This window comes from uncultured Alistipes sp., from assembly GCF_902388705.1.
GTDB lineage: Bacteria > Bacteroidota > Bacteroidia > Bacteroidales > Rikenellaceae > Alistipes.
The window spans coordinates 38,483-57,984 of sequence record NZ_CABMQJ010000001.1 but is presented as its reverse complement, the minus strand read 5'-3'; the positions used below and the strand labels follow the sequence as shown (position 1 = coordinate 57,984).

At 54.9% G+C, this 19,502-nt stretch carries 22 protein-coding genes and 1 tRNA gene; 14 read left to right on the top strand and 9 right to left on the bottom strand.

What is annotated here, in order from left to right; genetic code table 11:
- The first annotated feature begins 64 nt into the window (after positions 1 to 64).
- A complete protein-coding gene (locus QZT71_RS00275) occupies positions 65 to 280 on the top strand; it encodes a helix-turn-helix transcriptional regulator (RefSeq protein WP_295911073.1) in 216 nt (71 codons plus the stop codon).
- Position 281: 1 nt separating this feature from the next.
- Positions 282 to 827, top strand: coding sequence for a hypothetical protein (locus QZT71_RS00270; protein WP_295911072.1), 546 nt, complete (start codon positions 282 to 284; stop codon positions 825 to 827).
- A gap of 81 nt (positions 828 to 908) precedes the next feature.
- Here the strand turns inward: QZT71_RS00270 and QZT71_RS00265 are convergent, their stop codons facing one another.
- From QZT71_RS00265 to QZT71_RS00245, 5 genes are all read right to left on the bottom strand, one after another.
- A complete protein-coding gene (locus QZT71_RS00265) occupies positions 909 to 1,841 on the bottom strand; it encodes a DNA adenine methylase (protein WP_295911071.1) in 933 nt (310 codons plus the stop codon).
- 293 nt (positions 1,842 to 2,134) lie between these two features.
- Positions 2,135 to 2,356, bottom strand: coding sequence for a DUF2795 domain-containing protein (locus QZT71_RS00260; RefSeq protein WP_009597992.1), 222 nt, complete (start codon positions 2,354 to 2,356; stop codon positions 2,135 to 2,137).
- Positions 2,357 to 2,518: 162 nt separating this feature from the next.
- Entirely contained in the window at positions 2,519 to 3,070 is a 552-nt protein-coding gene (locus tag QZT71_RS00255) for a cob(I)yrinic acid a,c-diamide adenosyltransferase (RefSeq protein WP_295911070.1), read from the bottom strand.
- The gene (locus QZT71_RS00250) at positions 3,067 to 3,579 is read right to left on the bottom strand and encodes a hypothetical protein (protein ID WP_295911069.1); all 513 of its coding nucleotides are present in this window, start codon (positions 3,577 to 3,579) and stop codon (positions 3,067 to 3,069) included. Before QZT71_RS00250 ends, QZT71_RS00255 begins: the two co-directional genes overlap by 4 nt.
- A 5-nt stretch (positions 3,580 to 3,584) precedes the next feature.
- Positions 3,585 to 4,862 carry an NAD(P)/FAD-dependent oxidoreductase gene (locus QZT71_RS00245; protein ID WP_295911068.1) on the bottom strand — a complete coding sequence of 426 codons (1,278 nt, stop codon included), beginning with the start codon at positions 4,860 to 4,862 and terminating at the stop codon, positions 3,585 to 3,587.
- Positions 4,863 to 5,005: 143 nt separating this feature from the next.
- On the opposite strand from QZT71_RS00245, the gene QZT71_RS00240 reads away from it, so the two are divergent.
- The 7 genes from QZT71_RS00240 to QZT71_RS00210 all read left to right on the top strand — a co-directional run bounded on the left by QZT71_RS00240 (position 5,006) and on the right by QZT71_RS00210 (position 8,218).
- The gene (locus QZT71_RS00240; protein ID WP_295911067.1) at positions 5,006 to 5,248 is read left to right on the top strand and encodes a hypothetical protein; all 243 of its coding nucleotides are present in this window, start codon (positions 5,006 to 5,008) and stop codon (positions 5,246 to 5,248) included.
- A 109-nt stretch (positions 5,249 to 5,357) separates the two neighbouring features.
- Positions 5,358 to 6,293 (top strand): transcription antitermination protein NusB, encoded by a 936-nt coding sequence (locus QZT71_RS00235; protein ID WP_295911066.1) that lies wholly within the window; start codon positions 5,358 to 5,360, stop codon positions 6,291 to 6,293.
- Between the two features lie 6 nt (positions 6,294 to 6,299).
- Positions 6,300 to 6,713, top strand: coding sequence for a DUF1573 domain-containing protein (locus QZT71_RS00230; protein ID WP_295911065.1), 414 nt, complete (start codon positions 6,300 to 6,302; stop codon positions 6,711 to 6,713).
- A gap of 73 nt (positions 6,714 to 6,786) precedes the next feature.
- Positions 6,787 to 7,107, top strand: coding sequence for a preprotein translocase subunit YajC (gene yajC, locus QZT71_RS00225; protein ID WP_295911064.1), 321 nt, complete (start codon positions 6,787 to 6,789; stop codon positions 7,105 to 7,107).
- A gap of 358 nt (positions 7,108 to 7,465) precedes the next feature.
- Positions 7,466 to 7,714 carry a TIGR03905 family TSCPD domain-containing protein gene (locus QZT71_RS00220; RefSeq protein WP_295911063.1) on the top strand — a complete coding sequence of 83 codons (249 nt, stop codon included), beginning with the start codon at positions 7,466 to 7,468 and terminating at the stop codon, positions 7,712 to 7,714.
- A gap of 59 nt (positions 7,715 to 7,773) precedes the next feature.
- The gene (locus tag QZT71_RS00215) at positions 7,774 to 8,025 is read left to right on the top strand and encodes a GlsB/YeaQ/YmgE family stress response membrane protein (protein ID WP_295911062.1); all 252 of its coding nucleotides are present in this window, start codon (positions 7,774 to 7,776) and stop codon (positions 8,023 to 8,025) included.
- A 13-nt stretch (positions 8,026 to 8,038) separates the two neighbouring features.
- On the top strand, positions 8,039 to 8,218 hold the full coding sequence (locus QZT71_RS00210; RefSeq protein ID WP_295911061.1) for a hypothetical protein: 180 nt from the start codon (positions 8,039 to 8,041) through the stop codon (positions 8,216 to 8,218).
- A 241-nt stretch (positions 8,219 to 8,459) separates the two neighbouring features.
- On the opposite strand, the gene QZT71_RS00205 is transcribed toward QZT71_RS00210, so the two are convergent.
- Positions 8,460 to 8,530: transfer RNA gene (locus tag QZT71_RS00205), tRNA-Gln, on the bottom strand.
- A gap of 185 nt (positions 8,531 to 8,715) precedes the next feature.
- On the opposite strand from QZT71_RS00205, the gene nhaD reads away from it, so the two are divergent.
- A complete protein-coding gene (gene nhaD / locus QZT71_RS00200; protein WP_295911060.1) occupies positions 8,716 to 10,053 on the top strand; it encodes a sodium:proton antiporter NhaD in 1,338 nt (445 codons plus the stop codon).
- A gap of 103 nt (positions 10,054 to 10,156) precedes the next feature.
- Here the strand turns inward: nhaD and QZT71_RS00195 are convergent, their stop codons facing one another.
- Both QZT71_RS00195 and QZT71_RS00190 read right to left on the bottom strand, forming a co-directional pair.
- Positions 10,157 to 11,002: a VanW family protein gene (locus tag QZT71_RS00195; RefSeq protein ID WP_295911059.1), complete on the bottom strand. Its 846-nt coding sequence runs from the start codon at positions 11,000 to 11,002 to the stop codon at positions 10,157 to 10,159.
- 2 nt (positions 11,003 to 11,004) lie between these two features.
- Positions 11,005 to 11,379 carry a thioesterase family protein gene (locus QZT71_RS00190; protein ID WP_295911058.1) on the bottom strand — a complete coding sequence of 125 codons (375 nt, stop codon included), beginning with the start codon at positions 11,377 to 11,379 and terminating at the stop codon, positions 11,005 to 11,007.
- A 152-nt stretch (positions 11,380 to 11,531) separates the two neighbouring features.
- Here QZT71_RS00190 and QZT71_RS00185 point away from each other — a divergent pair, with 152 nt between their 5' ends.
- Complete coding sequence (locus QZT71_RS00185) at positions 11,532 to 12,107, top strand: DUF4294 domain-containing protein (protein ID WP_295911057.1); 576 nt, start codon at positions 11,532 to 11,534, stop codon at positions 12,105 to 12,107.
- Between the two features lie 178 nt (positions 12,108 to 12,285).
- On the opposite strand, the gene QZT71_RS00180 is transcribed toward QZT71_RS00185, so the two are convergent.
- Complete coding sequence (locus tag QZT71_RS00180) at positions 12,286 to 12,936, bottom strand: hypothetical protein (RefSeq protein WP_295911056.1); 651 nt, start codon at positions 12,934 to 12,936, stop codon at positions 12,286 to 12,288.
- 163 nt (positions 12,937 to 13,099) lie between these two features.
- On the opposite strand from QZT71_RS00180, the gene ffh reads away from it, so the two are divergent.
- From ffh to QZT71_RS00165, 3 genes are all read left to right on the top strand, one after another.
- Entirely contained in the window at positions 13,100 to 14,422 is a 1,323-nt protein-coding gene (gene ffh / locus QZT71_RS00175) for a signal recognition particle protein (protein WP_295911055.1), read from the top strand.
- A gap of 179 nt (positions 14,423 to 14,601) precedes the next feature.
- On the top strand, positions 14,602 to 18,009 hold the full coding sequence (locus tag QZT71_RS00170; RefSeq protein ID WP_295911054.1) for a DUF5689 domain-containing protein: 3,408 nt from the start codon (positions 14,602 to 14,604) through the stop codon (positions 18,007 to 18,009).
- A 162-nt stretch (positions 18,010 to 18,171) separates the two neighbouring features.
- Positions 18,172 to 19,416: a hypothetical protein gene (locus QZT71_RS00165; protein WP_295911053.1), complete on the top strand. Its 1,245-nt coding sequence runs from the start codon at positions 18,172 to 18,174 to the stop codon at positions 19,414 to 19,416.
- Positions 19,417 to 19,502: the final 86 nt, after the last annotated feature.

Here is a 19,502-nt window from a genome sequence, read left to right as displayed (position 1 = left end):
CTCTGATTAGCATCCATATCTTTGTATAGGAACCAGCAAGACAGGCATTACAAGCAAGTTATCAATGAGTAAAGAACCTATTCTGCTTCTGTTCGGGCATAACGTACAGAAATACCGCAAAACCCAGGAGCTGTCGCAAGAAAAACTTGCGGAACTCGCTGGCGTCCATCGTACGTATATCGGTATGATTGAGCGTGCCGAGAAAAATATTACGCTCTGCAATATGGAAAAAATTGCCATGGCGTTGAAAGTGCAAATTCAGGATCTCTTACAGCAATAATATGGCGACAAACATCACCTTGAATATTGTGGCTACAGATAAGGCCTCTTATCGCAGGCAGCTTATATGCGAGTTTCTCAAAGAACAACCCGGCACGTCCACGTCCGTCACAGAATATTGCTATTTCGTTGACACATTGCAGGATGGCAATCGCATTTATCTCAAGCGCCCGACAGCTTTAAACAAAGGTGTTGATTTTGAGGTCAGAGTCGAGAATACACAATTCAGATATGGTGTGCACAAGAATATCATTTCAACCGGCAACCGTCCGAGCCATGATGATATCGCGTATGATCTAACCCGGAAGAAAGCCGAGAATCTCACGGAGTTTACACGTTTAAGAGGCCTTTTGGATAAGACGTACAACTGTATGCAAATTGATGATGCAGAATATGCTTCCTTCTCATTTACCTCGGGGCATTCCGTTGAAATAATCTTCAAATCACTGAAGTGGCTTTTCATTGAGCAGGACGTAACCTACTGGAACAGGAGCGGGCGCATTATGCTGTATGAAGGATTGTCCAGTATATGGTCGGAGGATCTGTAAGTGCCCCGATGGAGCCATTGACATGACTTTTGGCCTGACTACAAGGTAATAACCTGCTATGGAAGGCTTAAAGGCAGCAAGTCATATGTCGCAATCTCTCATATCAGTGGCATCAGCAACGTTTGAAATCATTATTTCGGAAATGGCGCCACGCCCATCTCCCTTTGAGTTTATCATTCTCGCAGCAGACACGCGTTTGACATAGAACATTTTATAAAGACGGTCAAAGAAATCGTCGCCATTGTCCACATTCTGAGGGTCGGAATTGCTCGCTACAAACGAGGAACGGTTGGATGCAATTTGGTCACAGAAATCACGAAGTCGCGTCTGTTCAGCATCGTCAAAACCGTCTTTCGAGTATGATGTGAATGCCGCAGTTTCTGTCAGCGGACGATACGGCGGATCGAAGTAATACAGTACATTGTCGCCAGCATACCTGCCGGTCTGTGCAAAATCCCCGCAAAGAATTTCAACTCTCTGAAGAAGCGCAGAATCGGCTCTCAATGTATTTTCGTCACAAATCCTTGGATTCGCATACTTTCCGTGCGGAACATTAAACTTACCCTTGGAATTTACACGGTACAGGCCGTTGAAACAGGTGCGATTCAAGAAAATGAATAATGCGGCTGTTTCAACATCTGAAATTTCTCCTTCGTTGAAGCGTTCACGCCGGGTATAGAAATAATCTTTTCTGGCATTCTCTTCAAGCGGAAGATATTCCCCTTGAAGCCGGCTCAATTCTATAATCAGATTCTCGACATCAGACTTTATTACGCGATAGGTACAGATAAGCTTCGCATTGATATCATTGATTACGGCTTTTGTTATGTTAGGATACTCCTGCAGAATCCAAAACAAGACGGCTCCGCCGCCGACAAACGGTTCAACATAGGTCACATTCTTCCGCTGCGACAGATCCCGAGGCAACGCTTTCTTGATGTCCTCAAGAAGCTGGGTCTTTCCTCCGACCCACTTGACAAATGGTCTGGCCGGATATGTGTCAAATCTATTCATAGGATTCTAAACGTCCTCGCAAATTTAGTAATTTTTTCGCGATATGCAGATTGGTTATCATTTTTGTGGAGGAGTATGCGCCGCAGGCATTTGTGCCAATACGAGCTTGGGCAGGACAGCCGTACCGGGAATGACGGCTAGTCTTAAAAAGCCGGCTTATAGCATCTTGCGCAAGGATTCAGCATTTTTGAGACTACCATACAGAGTAAAAGTAGTAAACGTCATAAAACGATAAAAAGAGCCTTGCGAGGCTCTTTTTATCGTTTTACAACTAATTGATTGTCAATTAGTTATCAGTATTCTTCCTCGTTGAAGAAGAAATCGTCTTTCGACGGGTAGTCAGGCCAAATATCCTCGATCGATTCGTATATTTCACCCTCGTCTTCTATTTCCTGCAGGTTTTCAAGTACTTCGAGAGGCGCACCCGAACGTACTGCATAGTCAATCAACTCATCTTTCGTTGCGGGCCAGGGAGCATCCTCGAGCTTCGATGCCAATTCAAGTGTCCAGTACATAATCTCAATGTTTTTAAGTTCCCAAATGTCAACGGATTAGCCCCAAACTTCAACTGCCGATCCGCTGTCACTGATTTGCAAAAGTATAAAAAAAACGAGAAAAACAAAGAAAAAATTATAAAACATCGGCACACAGGAATCAACACATTGTGAACGAGAATGTTACGGAATCCACAAAGTTTCTTCCACCCCGTAATGCTCCGTAAGCGTCCGGCCGAGCAGGTAAAAATAGTCGGAAAGACGGTTCAGCCACATCAGGGCAGTCGGGTCGGTGCCGTATTCCTGGTCGGCACGCAGTGCCGCACGCTCGGCGCGCCGGCAGACCGTACGGCAGACATGGCACATCGATACGACGGCATTGCCGCCCGGAATCGTGAATTTGTCGATAGGTTTCAGCGCCGCCTGCATCGCATCGATGCGCTCCTCGAGCCACGTCACGGCTTCGGGAGCCAGCGGAGCTACCTTCTCGCATCCCGTTCCACCCCGGGCCAGCAGGGCCTCAACGGTCATCAGGCGCGAAAGGATGCGGTTCAGGGCCTCCACATAGGACGCGAGGGCGGCATCCCCGCGCATATTGTCGCCGAGCAGCGCCGTGAATGCGGCCAGTTCGTCCACCGAACCGTATGCCTCGACCCGTGCGTCGGTCTTGAAAACCCGTTCGCCGCCGACAAGGGTGGTTATCCCCTTATCGCCCGTTTTCGTGTAAATTTTCATATGCGGAAATGTTGTTTCGGCAAATTATTATTGAATACCAGCAAATACCCCCGGTTGTCCACTGTCGTCGAACGGTGCGACGCCACAATCTGCCGGCACAGTGTCTGGCGCTCGCGACCGTCATAGGGCGCCATAACCGCCACGGTATGACCCACCGTCGCCGCATCATGCACCAAAGCGAGTGTTTCCATCCGGGAAAGGTCGCGTGTCGCAATGCAGAACTCCGCATCCGCACGATTCAGGCCAAAGGAGCTGTAACCGCAATAAATCGACAGGTTTTGCAACTGCATGGCCCGCCGCTCCGCAACGCCCGCACCGAGCAGGGCCCGGTACAGCATCCGGTCGCCCGGCAACAGCGTATCGCGCATGAAGACATTGCGTACGACCTCATACACGAACGGCGAATGCACACCGTGCCCGCGGAAATAACGCGCCCGCGACAACCGGTTGCGCAACTCCGTAACCCGCCCGTAAAACTTCAGCCCGAGCTTGTGTCCGCTTATTCCCATAGCTGCTATTTTTTCAGCATACCGGCCAGGCGTCCCGTCGAAAAAGCAATCTGGAGGTTATACCCGCCCGTATTGGCATCGAGGTCGAGCACTTCGCCCGCAAAGTAGAGCCCCTTGACTTTCAGCGACTCCATCGTATAGGGATTGACCTCCGCGCAGCAAACCCCGCCCGCCGTCACCACGGCGTATTCGAACGGGGCATAGTCCACAATCGGGAACGTAAATCCCTTGAGCGTCTTTATCAGGCGGCCGATTTGCTCTTCGGTGACCCTGCTGATGTAATTCTTTCCGTTGACATCGAGTTCGTGCACCAAAGTCATCACGAGCGGCTTGGGCACCAGTTTGCGCAACAACTCGGCGAAAAACTCCGTCGGCTCCATTTCGGCAATCTCGCGTGCGATACGCTCGCGGAGCACCTCTTCGGTCAGCGCGGGTTTCAGGTCGACGACCAACTTCACACGGCGCTCGTCGATCAGCGCATCCACCGCATCGCGGCTCATGCGCAATGCCACGGCCCCCTCGATACCGCGTTCGGAGAATCCCAGCTCGCCGAACTCTTCGCGGACGGGTTCATCGTCGACATAAAGCACGGCCCTGACATTGCGCAGCAGCAAGCCGTCCATGTATTTGATTTGTGCGTGCGACGAAACGAGCGGCGTGAGCGAGGGGCGCACCGGCTCGACCGAATGCCCCAGGTCGGCGGCAAACGCATAGCCGTCGCCCGTGGAACCCGTAGCGGGATAGGAAACACCGCCCGTGGCGATAACCACCTGCGCACACTCTTCCTTGCGTTCGAAACCGCGCTTATTGATATACCGTACGCCGAAAACCTTGTTCCCGAGGGTCATGATTTCCGTAACGCGCGTATTGTAAATGATTTTGACGCCGTTTTCGAAACAATATTCCAGCAGGGCGTTGGCAATATCCCACGCCTTGCCGCTCTTGGGGAATACCCGTTCGCCGCGCTCGATGTCGAGTTTGACACCCGCTTTTTCGAAGAAGCGGATGGCGGCCCGGTTATTGAATTCGGCAAACGCCTGCGTGAAAAATTCCGCATTGGTACGCACCTGCGAGGCGAACTCCTCGGCCGGCCGGGCATTGGTTACATTACAGCGGCCTTTGCCCGTTATACGAACCTTGCGTCCCGACTTCTCCATCTTCTCGATGAGCAGCACGCGGTTGCCGTTACGCGCCGCAGTGCCCGCGGCCATCATGCCCGCAGCGCCTGCCCCGACGACGATCACGTCGTACGGCTTGATTTCTGTTGCTTCCTGTTGTTCCATACGGGTGCAAAGATAGGGAATTATTCAGCACGGCAAATGGCTGAATCCGGAATTATTTCTATATTTGTATGACTGCCGGGGATTCCATGTACACAGCAAAGACACCCGCTACCCTCACAAACAGAAACTAAACCTACATGACCATGAAAACAACAGAAATCCTCGAAAATTTCCGCAGGGACATCACCGATTGCGTTTTCCTCTATATCCAGCACGATCGCCAACTAATGAACGAATACATGGCGATGGACAAGGCGCAGCGCGACAGTTTCAACCGCGAATTGGGTGCGGAAGTTCCGAAGTTCTTCGGACTGGACGACGGCGAACAGAATTTCTCGCCGCGCAGTACGCTGATAAAAAGTTATACGACACACAAGGAATATTAAAGGTACTCCGCAGGCAAAGTTCCGTTCCGCCGGCTGAATTTTTTCATCCGGCGAAATGGATGTGCTTTTTTTTTCCTATCTTTGCGGCCGTAAAAACGTTCTAAAAGATATGTTGAGCAGAAGATTACTCCGTATAAAGGTCGTCAAGGCACTGTTCGCCCACCTCAAATCGGGCGCCGACAATATGATTGCTTCGGAAAAAACGCTGATGGCATCCGTCGACAAGGCCTACGACCTCTATTTCCAGATACTGATCCTTCCCGTGGAACTCGCGCGTTACGCCGAACAGCGTCAGGAACTGGCCAAACAGAAAAAACTGCCGACATACGAAGACCTCAACCCCAATACCAAGTTCATCGACAACCAGGTCGTCCGCATCATCGCCAACAGCGACTCCGTGAACGACCATGCGGCGGCCCGCAAACTGGGCTGGGCGAAATATCCGGAGCTGATACGCACGCTCTACACCCAACTCGCCGAAAGCGATTATTTCAAGGATTACATGCAGCGCGAGGAGCGCTCGTTCGCCGACGACCGCAAGGTGCTCGAAGATTTCTTCAAGGAACTGCAAAGCTGCGAAGCGCTGGACGCCGTACTGGAGGAGATGTCGATACTCTGGAGCGACGACCTGCCCTACATCGTCATGATGATCCTGCGCTCGCTTTCGAACCTGCGCCCGACGCATACGGAGCTGAAAGTCTCCTCGAAGTTCAAAAGCGACGAAGACCCGGAGTTCGTCAAGACACTTTTCGAAAAGTCGCTCGTCAACTACAATGCCTATCAGGACTACATCGAGAAATTCACAGCCAACTGGGACGTGGAGCGCATCGTCTTCATGGACAACCTGATTATCGGCACGGCCATGGCCGAGCTGACCTCGTTTCCGTCGATTCCCGTCAAGGTGACGCTCGACGAATACATCGAAATCTCGAAATATTACTCGACGCCCGGCAGCAGCACCTTTATCAACGGCGTGCTGGACAAAATCGTCGAATCGCTGACCGCCGAGGGCCGTATCAAAAAAGCGGGCCGCGGCCTGATCTGAAACACGATGGTGCGCGCGGCGGTATTCCTGTTGCTGGCCCTGTCGCTCGCCGCGTGCGGTGCCCGGCAGCATAAAACCGAACACAAAGGCCGTATCATCACCCTCACGGACACGATTCTCGACACGGGAGGCACGGACACCGTGCGTTTCGGTCGCCTGCATTCGGGCGAAACCGCCGTACTCCGGCTGTGGCTGGCAAACGATGCCGTGCGGCCCGTCGCCGTTACGAAATACGAGCGCAGCTGCGGATGCACGACGCTCGAATATGTAAATCAGCCGATTAAACCGGGCGAGGCGCAGCAGATGACGCTGACCTTCGACACCCGGGGCGAGCGGGGATGGCAGCTCAAGACGCTGGACATCACTTTCGCCGGCGCCCGAAAACCCCTGCGGCTGTTCGTCGAAGCCGAAGTGGAATAAACATTTGCGCATTCGACAATATTTCGTATATTTGTTCCGTTAACTGAAACAAACACTTAAAACATAACGACGTATGATCAATTTTCTTCAGGTACCGCCCGTAGAACCCCAGCCGGGTTTCATGCAGCAATACAGTTTCATCATTATGATCGGCCTCATGGTGCTGGTATTATGGCTTTTCATGTGGCGGCCCGAGGCCAAGCGCCGCAAGCAGATGCAGACGTTCCGCGAGGGGCTGAAAAAGGGTGACAAGATTATCACCGCAGGGGGCATCTACGGCACGGTAAAGGAGATCAAGGATACGACCCTGCTGATCGAGGTCGACGGCAACGTCACGCTGCGCATCGACAAAAACATGGTAGTAGCCGACAACAGCGACCTCCAGCGCCAGTAAACCCGGAGCAAAAAATAAAAAGCTGCAAAATTTGCAGCTTTTTTGTTTGCCCGTTCAAAATTTATAGTTATATTTGTTATTGTAATCGGAGCAATCCGGACACAATCCCAACAACATTGTCGAGGGGGGGGGAATTTTTAAGCGCCTCTTACGAATTACCCCTTTCTCGGCAGTGTTTTTTTATGCCTGTTTCCCAACGGAATACACGGCTCCGCAATCCGGTAAATAAGGCCCGGAGCGCTCCTGCAAACCCGCCGCCACGTCCCTAACGCCACGGACTGCGGCCCAAACCGTCCGGGTATGTACACAATTCGGCGTTTATCGCTATATTTGCAGCCGGAAACAAAAGTGCACACCCATGACACAACACATATCCTACCCCACGACCGGCACCTGCTCCCGGCAAATCGACATCGAACTGGAAGACGGAATCATCCGCAACGTGACTTTCACGGGCGGCTGCCACGGCAACACACAGGGCATTGCGGCGCTCGTACGCGGCATGAAGGCATCGGACGCCGCCGCACGGCTCGCGGGAATCGACTGCCGCGGCAAAGGCACCTCGTGTCCCGACCAGCTGGCCCGGGCTTTGAAAAAGGCATACTGACTGCAACAACAGGGAACGAATTTTGCATAGGGACTGCCGTAAGATCAAAACAGCAAACTATGTATTTCCTATGGTATCTCCTGCTCGGTCTGGCATCCGGATGGATTGCCAACCTCATCGTCAAGGGCAACGGCTCGGGACTCATCATCAACCTTATCGTCGGCCTCGTCGGCGGTGTGCTGGGCGGCTGGCTCTTTTCGTTTTTCGGCTCGAACCCCACGGGAACGCTCGGCAGTCTGGCGACATCGGTCATCGGCGCCGTCGTACTGCTGTGGATTGCCGCCGCCATCTCGCATAAGAAAATCCGTTAAACCGAATACGACCATGGACACCAAAGAAAACGACAGGCAAACCGGTTCCGCCGAGGCGGAAAACCGCGAAACGATGGACTTGCTGACAGGAATGCTCGATGCCGCAACACACTGCGGACGGGAAAATCCGGACGACGGGACGGGCACGCCACAGGCCGCCGAACAAACTCCCGGCGACGGCGATACGCAATAATAACCGGCGGCTGACACAGACGGCATACCGGATAAAAGGGAACTTGTAGCAAGTTCCCTTTTTGAAAATCACGCCTGTAAAACAGACTGGCCAAAAAGCCATATAATTGCTTTCGGCAGTGAAATCACCGGCGGCATTTTTCATTATCGGCAAATCCCCGCCCTTCCAAAGGGAATAAAAAAACACCTGTTTCGCACTCAAAGCGGAAAACAGGTGATTTATTGCCAAAATACGGTTTGAGTTGAGCTGCCAGGACTCGAACCTGGAACGACAGAACCAAAATCTGCTGTGTTACCATTACACCACAGCTCAATCCGTTGCTCGAAAGCGGGACAAAGATAAGCAAAAATTCGCAATTAGCAACTGCAAGGTCGAAAAATGCCTCCGAACAGGTCGGATACAATAGGGAATTTTATTACTTTTGTTTCTCGGAAAACATTTCCGGAGGCAAGTCAAACCGCTCCCGGACGTAAAATAACCATTAAAAAAGATATGATATGATCCTTACAATGATCCTGCTCTTCGTGGTGGGCTATGCGTTCATCGCACTGGAGCATAAGGTCAAGGTCGACAAATCGGCCATCGCCCTGCTGATGTGCGGCGCTATCTGGACGATTTTCAGCCTCTGGGGCCACGACGCCAACATCAGCCACGAAATGGTCGACCACCTGGGCGACACGTGCGAGATACTGGTATTCCTGATCGGCGCCATGACAATTGTCGACCTGATTGACTCGCACGGCGGCTTCAATGTCATCACCGACCACATCAAGACACGCAACAAGCACAAACTGATGTGGCTGCTGGCTATCATCACGTTCTTCATGTCGGCTGCGCTGGACAACATGACCACCACAATCATCATGGTGATGCTGTTGCGGCGGATTATCGCCGACCAGAAGGAACGCTGGATTTACGCCAGCCTGATTGTCATTGCGGCCAACAGCGGCGGTGCCTGGTCGCCCATCGGCGACGTGACGACGATTATGCTCTGGATGCGGGGCAACGTCACTTCGGCAGCGCTTATGGGTACGCTCTTCGTGCCGTGCATCGTATCGGTAATCATTCCGACGGCCATCGCCGTCCGCTATGTCCGCAACGAGGATACGGCCCCCGTGGACGAGAATGCACTCGAAGCGGAACTGCCCCAGGGCGTAGGCCCCCGCCTGAGCAAATTCATTCTCGTCACGGGTGTCATCAGCCTGTTGTTCGTCCCCGTATTCAAGAGCATCACCCACCTGCCGCCCTACATGGGCATGATGGTTTCGCTGGGTGTGATGTGGGTGCTGACGGAAATCATCTACGACCGCAAACGCGGCATCGAGGAGTCGATCAAGTGCCGCGTATCGAAAGTGCTCAAACACATCGACATGCCGACGATTCTCTTTTTCCTCGGCATCCTGATGTCGGTGGCGGCTTTACAGAGCGCCGGCGTGCTGACCGATGTGGCGAACTGGCTCGACAAACAGGTGCACGAAGTATTCACCATCGCGGGCGTTATCGGCCTACTGTCGTCGGTAATCGATAACGTACCGCTGGTTGCCGCCTGCATGGGCATGTACCCCATCATGGACGCAGCGGCAGTCGCCGCGAGCGCCGATCCCGCCTATATGCAGTCGTTCGTGGCCGACGGCCTGTTCTGGCACCTGCTGACCTACTGCGCCGGCGTGGGCGGCAGTTTGCTGATTATCGGTTCTGCAGCGGGCGTCGTGGCGATGGGACTGGAGAAAATCAACTTCGGGTGGTATTTCAAGAAAATTACCCTGCTGGCGTTCGCAGGCTACCTGGCCGGCATCCTGATTATTTTCCTCGAACACCTGCTGATCGGGCTCTGATCCGCTGCGACCGCGAATATACCCCATCAACCCGCGAATAACAAGGGCGGAGGCACGATGGCCTCCGCCCTTGTTACCGTATAGCGCCCAACGGATGTCCGTTTCAGTTCCCAGAGTTCTCTTTTCTGCGCTGCGTGTTCTCGGCAAGGAACGGCGAATACATCATCAGCGCATCGTTGCGCGTAACATACTGCACATCGACACACCGGCCCCCGGTGTCGTACACCTCGCGGTAAAGCGTATTATGACGGCTGTACCCGCCCCAGAATTCGCTTTTCATACAATGGTCTTTCTCGACAACACGGTATGTGTATTCGGGACGCCTGTCGGCCCGCCACTCACCCTCGAGGAACTCCTCGCCCACGGTGACATGCAGCCGGAACGTCGTCTGCGTGTCGTTGCGAATCATCAGGTCGCGGTAGGGATAGACGCAAGTAGCGCCGCTGCCGAAAGGCTGCGTACGGCCCGAGTCGGGAAAGACGTCGTACGAATGGCGGTAACGCTCGACGACCGTCAGGGGCGTATGGAGCGTCATCCAGAAAATCAGGTTCGACATCTGGCACAGTCCGCCGCCGACACCGGGGCGAAACGTGCCGCAGAACAGGACGATTCCGTCCAGATACCCTTTGCGCCGCGTCGGCCGGCCGATCAGCCGCCAGTAGCTGAACGTTTCGCCCGGACGCAGGACAATGCCGTCGAGGCGTGCAGCCGCCAGTTTGAGGTTCGTGATTTTGTTGTACTGGTACTGCATATCGACGTCTTTCAGCTTGCGCAGCAGCGGTGTGCGGTGTCGGAAATGCGAATGGGGACAAGCCGGCGCGGAAGATTTCCGTGCAAAGCGCAGTCCCCCGAAATACCACAGCCCGTAACGCAGGCAGGTATACCAGACGCGGCCGCACCACAGGCGCAATGGCGAGCGGTGCTGCGGACGGGGCATTCCCTGCTCCATGGTCAGCGAATTTTCGCCATGAATTTTTCGCGCTCCACGACGTAGCGGACGTGGACGCCCTCGCCAATCATCCCCTCGGCGTCGCGCGCACCGACGTTGAATGTCAGTTTGCGCCCCTCTACCCCGGTCAGTACGGCCGTAGCCGTAATTTCGGCACCCAAACCCGAGGGTTTGATATGCGTGACATTCATTTCGGCACCCACGGTCGTCGAACCGCCGGGCAGGGCCGCGGCCACGGCCGTCATCGCGGCGTTTTCCATCAGGGCCACCATCGAGGGGGTTGCGAAAACGGGCAGGTCGCCCGAGCCCAGCGCAAGGGCCGTATTGTCGTTCGTTACCGTCGTCCTGCTCTGGGACGACAATCCTTTTTCCAGCATAATATCCCTTTTACGTGTTACGTTTATCCCACAAATAATTACTTTTGCAGCGGAGGGAGGAGCGAACGCCCGCCCGGTTACCCGGATTCGGCTGAATCGCGCCCTGCCGGCTGCAGTTTATCCATGGACAAAGATAACGATTTTTCGCAGACATGAAAAGATGGTTTCTACTCCTGCTGACGTTGTTCGCCGCCCTTTCGGCGGCGCAGGCGCAGGGCGGCCGCGGCTACTGGCATCAGGAGTGGAGCGTCGAAAAGGGCGATTCGATACCTCTGGTGCACATCCTGCCCGTCTACGTGTTCAGCCGCCCGGTAGACCTGCGCCGGTACCGGAAGCTGGTCGACGCCGTGAAAAAGGTCTACCCCATCGCCCAAATCGCCAAAGCCAAAATGGCCGCCATGGAGGAAGAGCTATGCCGCCTGCCGACAAAAAAAGCCCAGAAAGCCTACATCAAACAGGTTTATCACCAAATCAAGGACGAATATACGCCCGTACTGAAGCGCATGACCCGCACACAGGGCAAAGTGCTGCTCAAACTCATTGACCGGGAAACGGAATACACGGCATACGAGGTGCTCAAGGAGTTCCGCGGAGGATTCGTCGCAGGATTCTGGCAGGGCGTGTCACGCATCTTCGGCCAGAACCTCAAATCGGAATACGACAAGGAGAACGAAGACCGGATGATCGAGCAAATCGTAATTTATTACGAAGCCGGACTGCTGCGGTAGGCACGACAAGTTTGCTCCCGGCCGCCCGACGGTTTCATAGGGCCCCCCTCCTCTGAAAAGGGGAAACAGGCGGACAAGGCCCGAGCCGGGTCGCTGCGGCAACCCCGTTTTCCCGCGCAGCCCTACCTGTGCCGCTTCTCTTCGTAACGCAGGCGGCACACTCCGGCAGGCACCCTTTTCAGAAGTTGAACGACAGGCCGACGCCCAGTTCCATGTAGGAACGCCTCGGGTTGTAGCCCTCGTATACGAGCCTGAAATTATCGGTCAGGTAACAGTGGTAGGTAAAGTCGCCGTACAGGTTGAAGCGCCAGAGGGGAATAATCAGCCGCACGCCCAGGTCGTAGGTGCAGCTGAACCGGTGTTTGGCGAGGAAGTTTCCGGAAAAAGGCTCGCGGCTCAACGGGCCGAACATCATGCCGGGCGTAAATCCCGTATGCACCTCGAACTGCTTGGGTATGACGGACAGCAGCGCCGCCGCAACCCACGACCCGGCCTCCCCATCGCCCGGAAAGACCAGACCGCGAATGCGTCCCGTCCGCCAGGTAAAGAGCATCGGAATCGAATAATAGTCGCAAATCTCGTCGTCGAGGAATACGTTCAGTCCCGTGCGGAAACCGATGTTGTAATAGTTGTAACGGGCGTAGTCTATACTGAACGCCTCGAATTCGGGGGCGCGGCCGTCGCCCATGAAAAGGTGCGCGCTGTAGCGCAGCCCGATTTCGTTACCGTAAGGCAGGCCTTTCGGGGGCTGCCATTCGTTCATGTTCTGGGCTGCCCCGCTGACGCAATACAGAAGCGCGAGGATGGCCGCAAAAGTCGTTTTTCCCATAATCTGCCGTTTTGCTTCCGAATACAAAGGTAGCATAATAAGCCGCACCGCCAAACATCCGGGCAGAAAAGTGCAGGCACCGCCGGCAAGCGCCCCGAAAATCGCCGCAGCCTTTGCTCTTTGTGAATTATTCGTTATCTTTGTGGGCAAAATTTCGCAGACTATGTTTGAAAACTTAACCGACAAGCTCGAACGGTCATTCAAAATCCTCAAGGGCGAGGGGCGCATCACCGAAATCAACATCGCGGAAACGCTCAAGGAGATTCGCCGCGCGCTGATCGACGCCGACGTCAACTATAAGGTAGCCAAATCGTTCACCGACGAGGTGAAGCAGAAAGCGCTCGGTCAGGACGTGCTGAAGGCCGTGAAACCCGGCCAGATGATGACCAAAATCGTGCGCGACGAGCTGGCCCTGCTGATGGGCGGCACGGCGGAGGAGGTCAAACTCGACGGCAACCCGGCCGTAGTCCTTATCGCAGGTCTGCAAGGCTCGGGTAAGACCACGTTCTCGGGCAAACTCGCATCGTTCATCAAGAGCAAGAAAGGCCGCCAGGTACTGCTCGTGGCAGGCGACGTATACCGTCCCGCAGCCATCGACCAGCTGAAAGTGCTCGGCGGACAAATCGGTGTGGAGGTATACACCGAGGAGGGCAACAAAAACCCCGTGCAAATCGCCGAAAACGCCATCAAATACGCACGCCAGCACGCATTCAACGTCGTAATCGTCGACACGGCCGGACGCCTGGCCGTCGACGAGGCGATGATGCAGGAGATAACGGCCATCAAAGCAGCCGTGAAACCGTCGGAAACGCTCTTCGTGGTCGACGCCATGACGGGTCAGGACGCCGTGAACACCGCCAAGGAGTTCAACGACCGCCTCGACTTCGACGGCGTGGTGCTGACTAAACTCGACGGCGACACCCGCGGCGGTGCAGCAATCTCGATTCGTTCGGTAGTCGACAAACCGTTGAAATTCATTTCGAGCGGCGAGAAGATGGATGCCCTGCAGGTATTCCACCCCGAGCGTATGGCCGACCGTATCCTCGGCATGGGCGACGTCGTATCGCTCGTGGAACGTGCGCAGGAGCAGTTCGACGAGGAGGAGGCCCGCCGCCTGAAAAAGAAACTCGTCAAGAACCAGTTCAATTTCAACGACTTCATCGGGCAAATCCAGCAAATCAAGAAGATGGGCAACCTCAAGGATTTGGCTTCGATGCTTCCCGGCATGGGCAAAATGCTCAAAAACGTGGACATTCCCGACGACGTATTCAAGCAAACCGAGGCAATCATCTCGTCGATGACCCCCGCCGAGCGCGAACATCCCGAAATCATCAACGCCCGCCGGCGCGAGCGCATCGCCAAGGGCAGCGGCACGACGATGGCCGATGTGAACCGCCTGATGAAGCAGTTCGATGACACCCGCAAGATGATGAAAGCCGTGGCCGGAGGCAACATGAAGATGCCGAAAATGCCCGGACGGCGCTGATACGAAAAAACAGCATTCGACTGAATCCCTCATTGCGATGAGGGATTTTTTTTGTGCGATGCGATTTTCGCCGCGAAATAAAGATTTATTCAATTTTTCACAGGAATCAATTAAATATATACTATATTAGCTTCATTAATTTTCACCTTACACTTTATTTATTTAATTAAATTATCCACATGATGCAATTATCTTTCTGGAAAAGATTACTCTGCACGGCGTTCTTGCTCACGCTGGGAGTAACTTTCACCTCCTGTTCGGACGATGATTCCGAAGACGACAAGCTGGTTCCCGAGCTGGAAGTAACCCAGTCGCTGCTCTTCGACCGCGGACAGACACAGACGAAAAGCCTTGAAATCAAACTCAACGGCAAGCTTGATTGGGCCATCGAAGCCGACGCATGGATCGGACTCGAACGCAAAAACGGCAGGGGCTCCGCAACGGTAGAAGTCACCGTACCGGCCAACGCCACATCGCGCACGGGCGTCATTACCGTGACGGCCCGCGGCTACATGGGCATCACAGCCACAGGCAAATGTACCGTAAAGCAGACCCAGGACGGCCTGCCCGAAAGTCCGGATACCAACGTCGCCGAAATCCGTCGGCTCATCATGGCGACCCAGCCGTCGGCCAAGAAAGAACTGACGGACGAAATTAAGGCAATGACCCTCCGGGGTATCGTAGTTTCCGACAAGGGGGGGGGAAACCAGCAGCCCTTCATCCTGGTTGTTGCCGATGACACGCAGGAGGGCGGCGCCGGAATTGCACTCTCCATCAGTCAGTCTAACAACACCTTCGAGCGTGGAGATGCAGTCGCCATTTCATTGAGCGACGCCTCCGCGGAACTATTCAACGGCCTGCTTCAGGTTTCGACATACAACGAACCGGTTTTCACAGAGCATACCGACCCGCTGCAGCCGGTCGTAATCACAGCGGACAAAATCGCCGAATACGAATCGCAGTATGTGAAAATCGAGCATACGCAGCCCGAATCGAACGAAAGCGGTACGTGGAACAACAGCAGCAACAAGGGCAACGTTTCGATGGAAACGCAGGACGGCAAATCCTACAAAATCCGCACCCTGGAAACCGCATCTTTCGCCGGAACGGCAATTCCCACCGATAAAAGCGGCTCGATGGCCGGAATCGCCGGCATCTACAACGGCACACTGCAACTCATGCCCTGCACCAGCGACGACATCCAGCTGACCGGCGAACGTTTCACGGTATCGGGAACCAAGAGCACCCTCGCCGAAGTGCTTGCAGCGGCCGTAGGTACGGCATTCGAAGTGGAAGGCGCGAAAGTCGTCGGCACCAACGAACAGGGCGTACTCCTCCAGCAGGGCGATGCCCGCATGTATGCATTCAAAGGCAGCGCACACGGCCTGGCCGCCGGCGACATCGTCACGGTATCGGGCAAAACCGCCTCGCGCAACGGCCTGAAGCAATTCGACAAAGGCTGCTCGCTCGTGAAGACCGGCAGCGAAAGCGCCGCATATCCCCAGCCGGCAGCATTCGCGGCCGCAGAAATCGAAACCTACATGAAAAACCCGGAAGTGAAATACGTCACCTACACGGGTACGGTACTCGTCGCGGGCGACTATGTCAATGTCGAAATCGACAACACCTCGGTACAGGGCAGCCTCGACTACATGAGCGCCGATTTCAAGGAGAAATACGACGGACACAGCATCACCATCACCGGCTGGCTCTTCGGTTCGTACAAAACCTATATGTATACCATCCCCGTGGAAATCACGGACAACGGCACCGTGGAGGAAATCGTTCCCGACGGAGCCATCTTCTACAGCACGTTCGACAAGAAACTCGCCACCCAGTCCTACGGCGACGGCGGACAATGGCCGTTCCTCGACCAGTTCGACGGCTGGAAAAACCACAAAGGCTCGGGCGTTGCCGACGTGACCTACGACTTCAAGAGCATGTCCGCCCGTACGAACCAGTCGTCGAAAGGCTCGCTTTCGCACTACGACGGTTCGGGCAAGAACAACATCTTCTTCAGCTCGCTTCCCACCTATTTCACGATTCAGAAGATCGCAGTTCCGTCGCAGAAGCTCCGCCTCTCGTTCGGCGCACAGCGCTACGCGCAGGGCGGCAGCAACGCCTTCATCAAATCCGACTTCGTGGTACGCCTCTCGGCCGACGGAGAACTCTGGTCGCAGGCGCTCGACTACGACTTCGGCGGTGTTGCGGACGAGGCGGGCGACTGGCGTCTGGCATCGGCCGATTTCACCCTGCCTGCCGGCACCGGTACGCTCTACATCAAGTTCGAGGCTAAAATGGGCAGCGTGAACCGCATCGACGACGTGTTGCTGCTCCCGGGCAACGGCGGACAGGCAATCGAATTCGGCAAGGAGGATCAGGTTACCCTTTCCACAATCGCCGAGGTGCTGGCCGCGCCCATCGATGAGGTCTACAAGGTCGAAGGACAGGTTATCGGCATCCACGACAAGGGCTTCCTCGTAAAAGATGCTACGGGTACGATTCTGGTGTTCAAGAAAAAGCACGGCGCGACCGTAGGCGACAAGGTCACCGTGGAAGGCGCCACCTCGGAATACGGCGGTATGAAGCAGTTCGGCGAAACCTCGGAAATCACGACGAACGGACACGAAGCATTCATGCAGCCCGCACCTGCCGCATTCAGTGCTGCCGATTTCGACGCCTATGTCAACAACCCGACGATCAAGTATGTCAAATACGAAGGCAACCTCTCTTCGTACCGCGACCAGATTTATCAGTGGCACTATAATGTCGCTGTGGAGGGTACGAACGTCGTCGGCTCGATCGCCTACCCCACCAGCGCTCTCAACATCGACAACTTCGTCGACCGCAAAGTCATCGTCACGGGCTACACTGTCGGCGTTTCGGGCACGGACATCAAATACCTCAACACCCTGACGACCTCAATCGAATTCGCAGATCAGGAGACCATGCCCGACGAGAGCAAGGCCATCACGGTCAAGGAACTCAACGCCAAACTCGCCACGATGGCCCCAGGCGATGCATTGGGCGAACTGGTCGCCGTAAAGGGCTATGTGGCAGCCAATAACGAAGGCGGAAACTTCTACCAGCTCATCTCGCTGGTGGACAACACCGGGGATGCCAACTCGGGTATCATCCTCAAGGGCAGCGATTACACGGAGAAAGACCTGCCCGTGGGTACGAAGGTAATCGTCAGCCTCAAATACGCCAAATACGACGTCAACAACGACCTGCCGCAAATCAGGATGGCGACCATCTTCCCCACACAGGAGAAGGTAACGATGAACGTTCCCCAAATCACCGTATCGCAGGCCGGGGATTACGTAGGCCAGTACGTGATGGTGAAGAACCTCACTCCGGCAAAAGAGTCGACGACATGGGTCGTGAACAAGAAAACCACGTCGGTCAATTTCACGGACGATGCAGGCCTGCCGATGGTGGCGCGTTCGACCAATTATGCCGTATACGCCAATGAAACCATCGCAATAAGGAAGGCGAACCTGAACGGCATCATGGAGGTATACAAAGGAGCATATCAAATCTTCCCCAACAGCATGGAGGACGTCGCCGGCTTCAAAGTCGAGTAACAAAACTCCATCCCTCTGAAAGAAAATCCCTGCGGACTATTGTCCGCAGGGATTTTCCGTTCAGGCGGGGGTTAGACCGGCAGGAGTTTTAAGGACGGGTTCCTGCACGGAATCGAAAAATAATCGCTACATTTACAGACACAACCAATCCCGCAAACCACCATGAAAAAACTATTTCTGCTATTTCTGGGGCTCGCATCAGTCCCGGCGGCTTTCTCCCAGGGTGCGAGCGGCATCGACTGGGCCGCCGATCTGGATTACCTGGCCAGGGAACTGCCTGCGAAACATTGCAACCTCTTTGCGAAATACGACAGGGCCCGGTTCGAGTCCGCAATCGACGCAATCAAAGCCTCGGCCGGGGACGACGGCGATTTCGCGACGGCGCTGAAAACCCAGCAGCTGATTGCCAGGCTGGGCGATTCGCACACCATGCTGTATTTCAACCAACTGATAAACCGGCAGGATATACTGCCGCTCGGCCTGCTCTGGGTTTCCGACGGGTTGTACGTCATCCGGACGACCGCCGAAAACAAGGAGTTGCTGGGACACAGGCTCACGGCGGTCGGAGAGGCGCCTGTCAGAACCGTAATCGACAGTTTGAGCACCCTGTTCACGGTCGACAACGAGGCGATGGTAAAATCCATGATTCCCCAATTGTTCCCGTCACTGCAACTCCTGGAATATTTCGGGTTTGCACGGAACCGGCAGGTAGAGCTTACGCTGGACGGGAGCATGACCCGTACGCTGAAACCGTCCGAGCCGCAGCAGGCAGCGCCGGCCGCCTTCCAGCCCGATTCCCTGCCCTTTGCCTTGGCGGCGCGGAACGTGCTTTTCACGGATCGCTACTTCCCGGAAGAAAAGATATACTACATCCTCTACAACTCCTGCTGGGGCCGTGAAAGCGAAGCGGAGTTCAACAGCAGGGAGAAGGCCGCGTCGCTGCCCTCATTCACGGAGTTCTGCGAAAAGGCGTTCGGCATCTTGCAGGACAACCCCGTCGGGAAAATCATTTTCGACATGCGGAACAACGGCGGAGGGAATTCGGCACAGGGGACAGCCTTCATCGAAAGGCTGGCCGGGATGCTGAAACAGCACCCCGGCATAAAAACCTATGTAATCATCGGGCGGAAAACATTTTCCTCGGCCATCCTGAACACGATGGATTTCAAGAAGCTGACCGACGCGGTCATCGTCGGCGAAGAGACCGCCGGCAAACCCAACCATTTCGGCGAAGTGCGGAGTTTCCAGCTCCCCGCATCGAAGCTGACAGTGGCCTATTCGACCAAATACTTCCGGCGCACGGACGACGAGGCCGGTACAATCACCCCCGACGTCAGAATCGAAATGAGTTTTGCGGATTTCACCAAAGGCATCGACCCGGTATACGAGTGGATTAAGGCGCAGTAAGGCCTCACGGAACCGTACTGGCGACACACCGGCACCCGACCTGCCATCCGGTGCGAAGACAGCGCACACCCGCCGCACGGCCGACG

Bases quoted from the DNA above. Each gene is read 5' to 3' on its own strand.
- QZT71_RS00265 (WP_295911071.1), bottom strand. From the start codon at position 1,841: ATGAATAGATTTGACACATATCCGGCCAGACCATTTGTCAAGTGGGTC.
- QZT71_RS00240 (WP_295911067.1), top strand. From the start codon at position 5,006: ATGAAAACAACAGAAATCCTCGAAAATTTCCGCAGGGACATCACCGAT.
- QZT71_RS00250 (WP_295911069.1), bottom strand. From the start codon at position 3,579: ATGGGAATAAGCGGACACAAGCTCGGGCTGAAGTTTTACGGGCGGGTT.
- QZT71_RS00170 (WP_295911054.1), top strand. From the start codon at position 14,602: ATGATGCAATTATCTTTCTGGAAAAGATTACTCTGCACGGCGTTCTTG.
- QZT71_RS00190 (WP_295911058.1), bottom strand. From the start codon at position 11,379: ATGCTGGAAAAAGGATTGTCGTCCCAGAGCAGGACGACGGTAACGAAC.
- QZT71_RS00210 (WP_295911061.1), top strand. From the start codon at position 8,039: ATGGACACCAAAGAAAACGACAGGCAAACCGGTTCCGCCGAGGCGGAA.
- QZT71_RS00275 (WP_295911073.1), top strand. From the start codon at position 65: ATGAGTAAAGAACCTATTCTGCTTCTGTTCGGGCATAACGTACAGAAA.
- QZT71_RS00185 (WP_295911057.1), top strand. From the start codon at position 11,532: ATGAAAAGATGGTTTCTACTCCTGCTGACGTTGTTCGCCGCCCTTTCG.
- QZT71_RS00195 (WP_295911059.1), bottom strand. From the start codon at position 11,002: ATGGAGCAGGGAATGCCCCGTCCGCAGCACCGCTCGCCATTGCGCCTG.
- yajC (WP_295911064.1), top strand. From the start codon at position 6,787: ATGATCAATTTTCTTCAGGTACCGCCCGTAGAACCCCAGCCGGGTTTC.
- ffh (WP_295911055.1), top strand. From the start codon at position 13,100: ATGTTTGAAAACTTAACCGACAAGCTCGAACGGTCATTCAAAATCCTC.
- QZT71_RS00220 (WP_295911063.1), top strand. From the start codon at position 7,466: ATGACACAACACATATCCTACCCCACGACCGGCACCTGCTCCCGGCAA.
- QZT71_RS00245 (WP_295911068.1), bottom strand. From the start codon at position 4,862: ATGGAACAACAGGAAGCAACAGAAATCAAGCCGTACGACGTGATCGTC.
- QZT71_RS00235 (WP_295911066.1), top strand. From the start codon at position 5,358: ATGTTGAGCAGAAGATTACTCCGTATAAAGGTCGTCAAGGCACTGTTC.
- QZT71_RS00270 (WP_295911072.1), top strand. From the start codon at position 282: ATGGCGACAAACATCACCTTGAATATTGTGGCTACAGATAAGGCCTCT.
- QZT71_RS00255 (WP_295911070.1), bottom strand. From the start codon at position 3,070: ATGAAAATTTACACGAAAACGGGCGATAAGGGGATAACCACCCTTGTC.
- QZT71_RS00260 (WP_009597992.1), bottom strand. From the start codon at position 2,356: ATGTACTGGACACTTGAATTGGCATCGAAGCTCGAGGATGCTCCCTGG.
- QZT71_RS00215 (WP_295911062.1), top strand. From the start codon at position 7,774: ATGTATTTCCTATGGTATCTCCTGCTCGGTCTGGCATCCGGATGGATT.
- QZT71_RS00230 (WP_295911065.1), top strand. From the start codon at position 6,300: ATGGTGCGCGCGGCGGTATTCCTGTTGCTGGCCCTGTCGCTCGCCGCG.
- QZT71_RS00165 (WP_295911053.1), top strand. From the start codon at position 18,172: ATGAAAAAACTATTTCTGCTATTTCTGGGGCTCGCATCAGTCCCGGCG.
- QZT71_RS00180 (WP_295911056.1), bottom strand. From the start codon at position 12,936: ATGGGAAAAACGACTTTTGCGGCCATCCTCGCGCTTCTGTATTGCGTC.
- nhaD (WP_295911060.1), top strand. From the start codon at position 8,716: ATGATCCTTACAATGATCCTGCTCTTCGTGGTGGGCTATGCGTTCATC.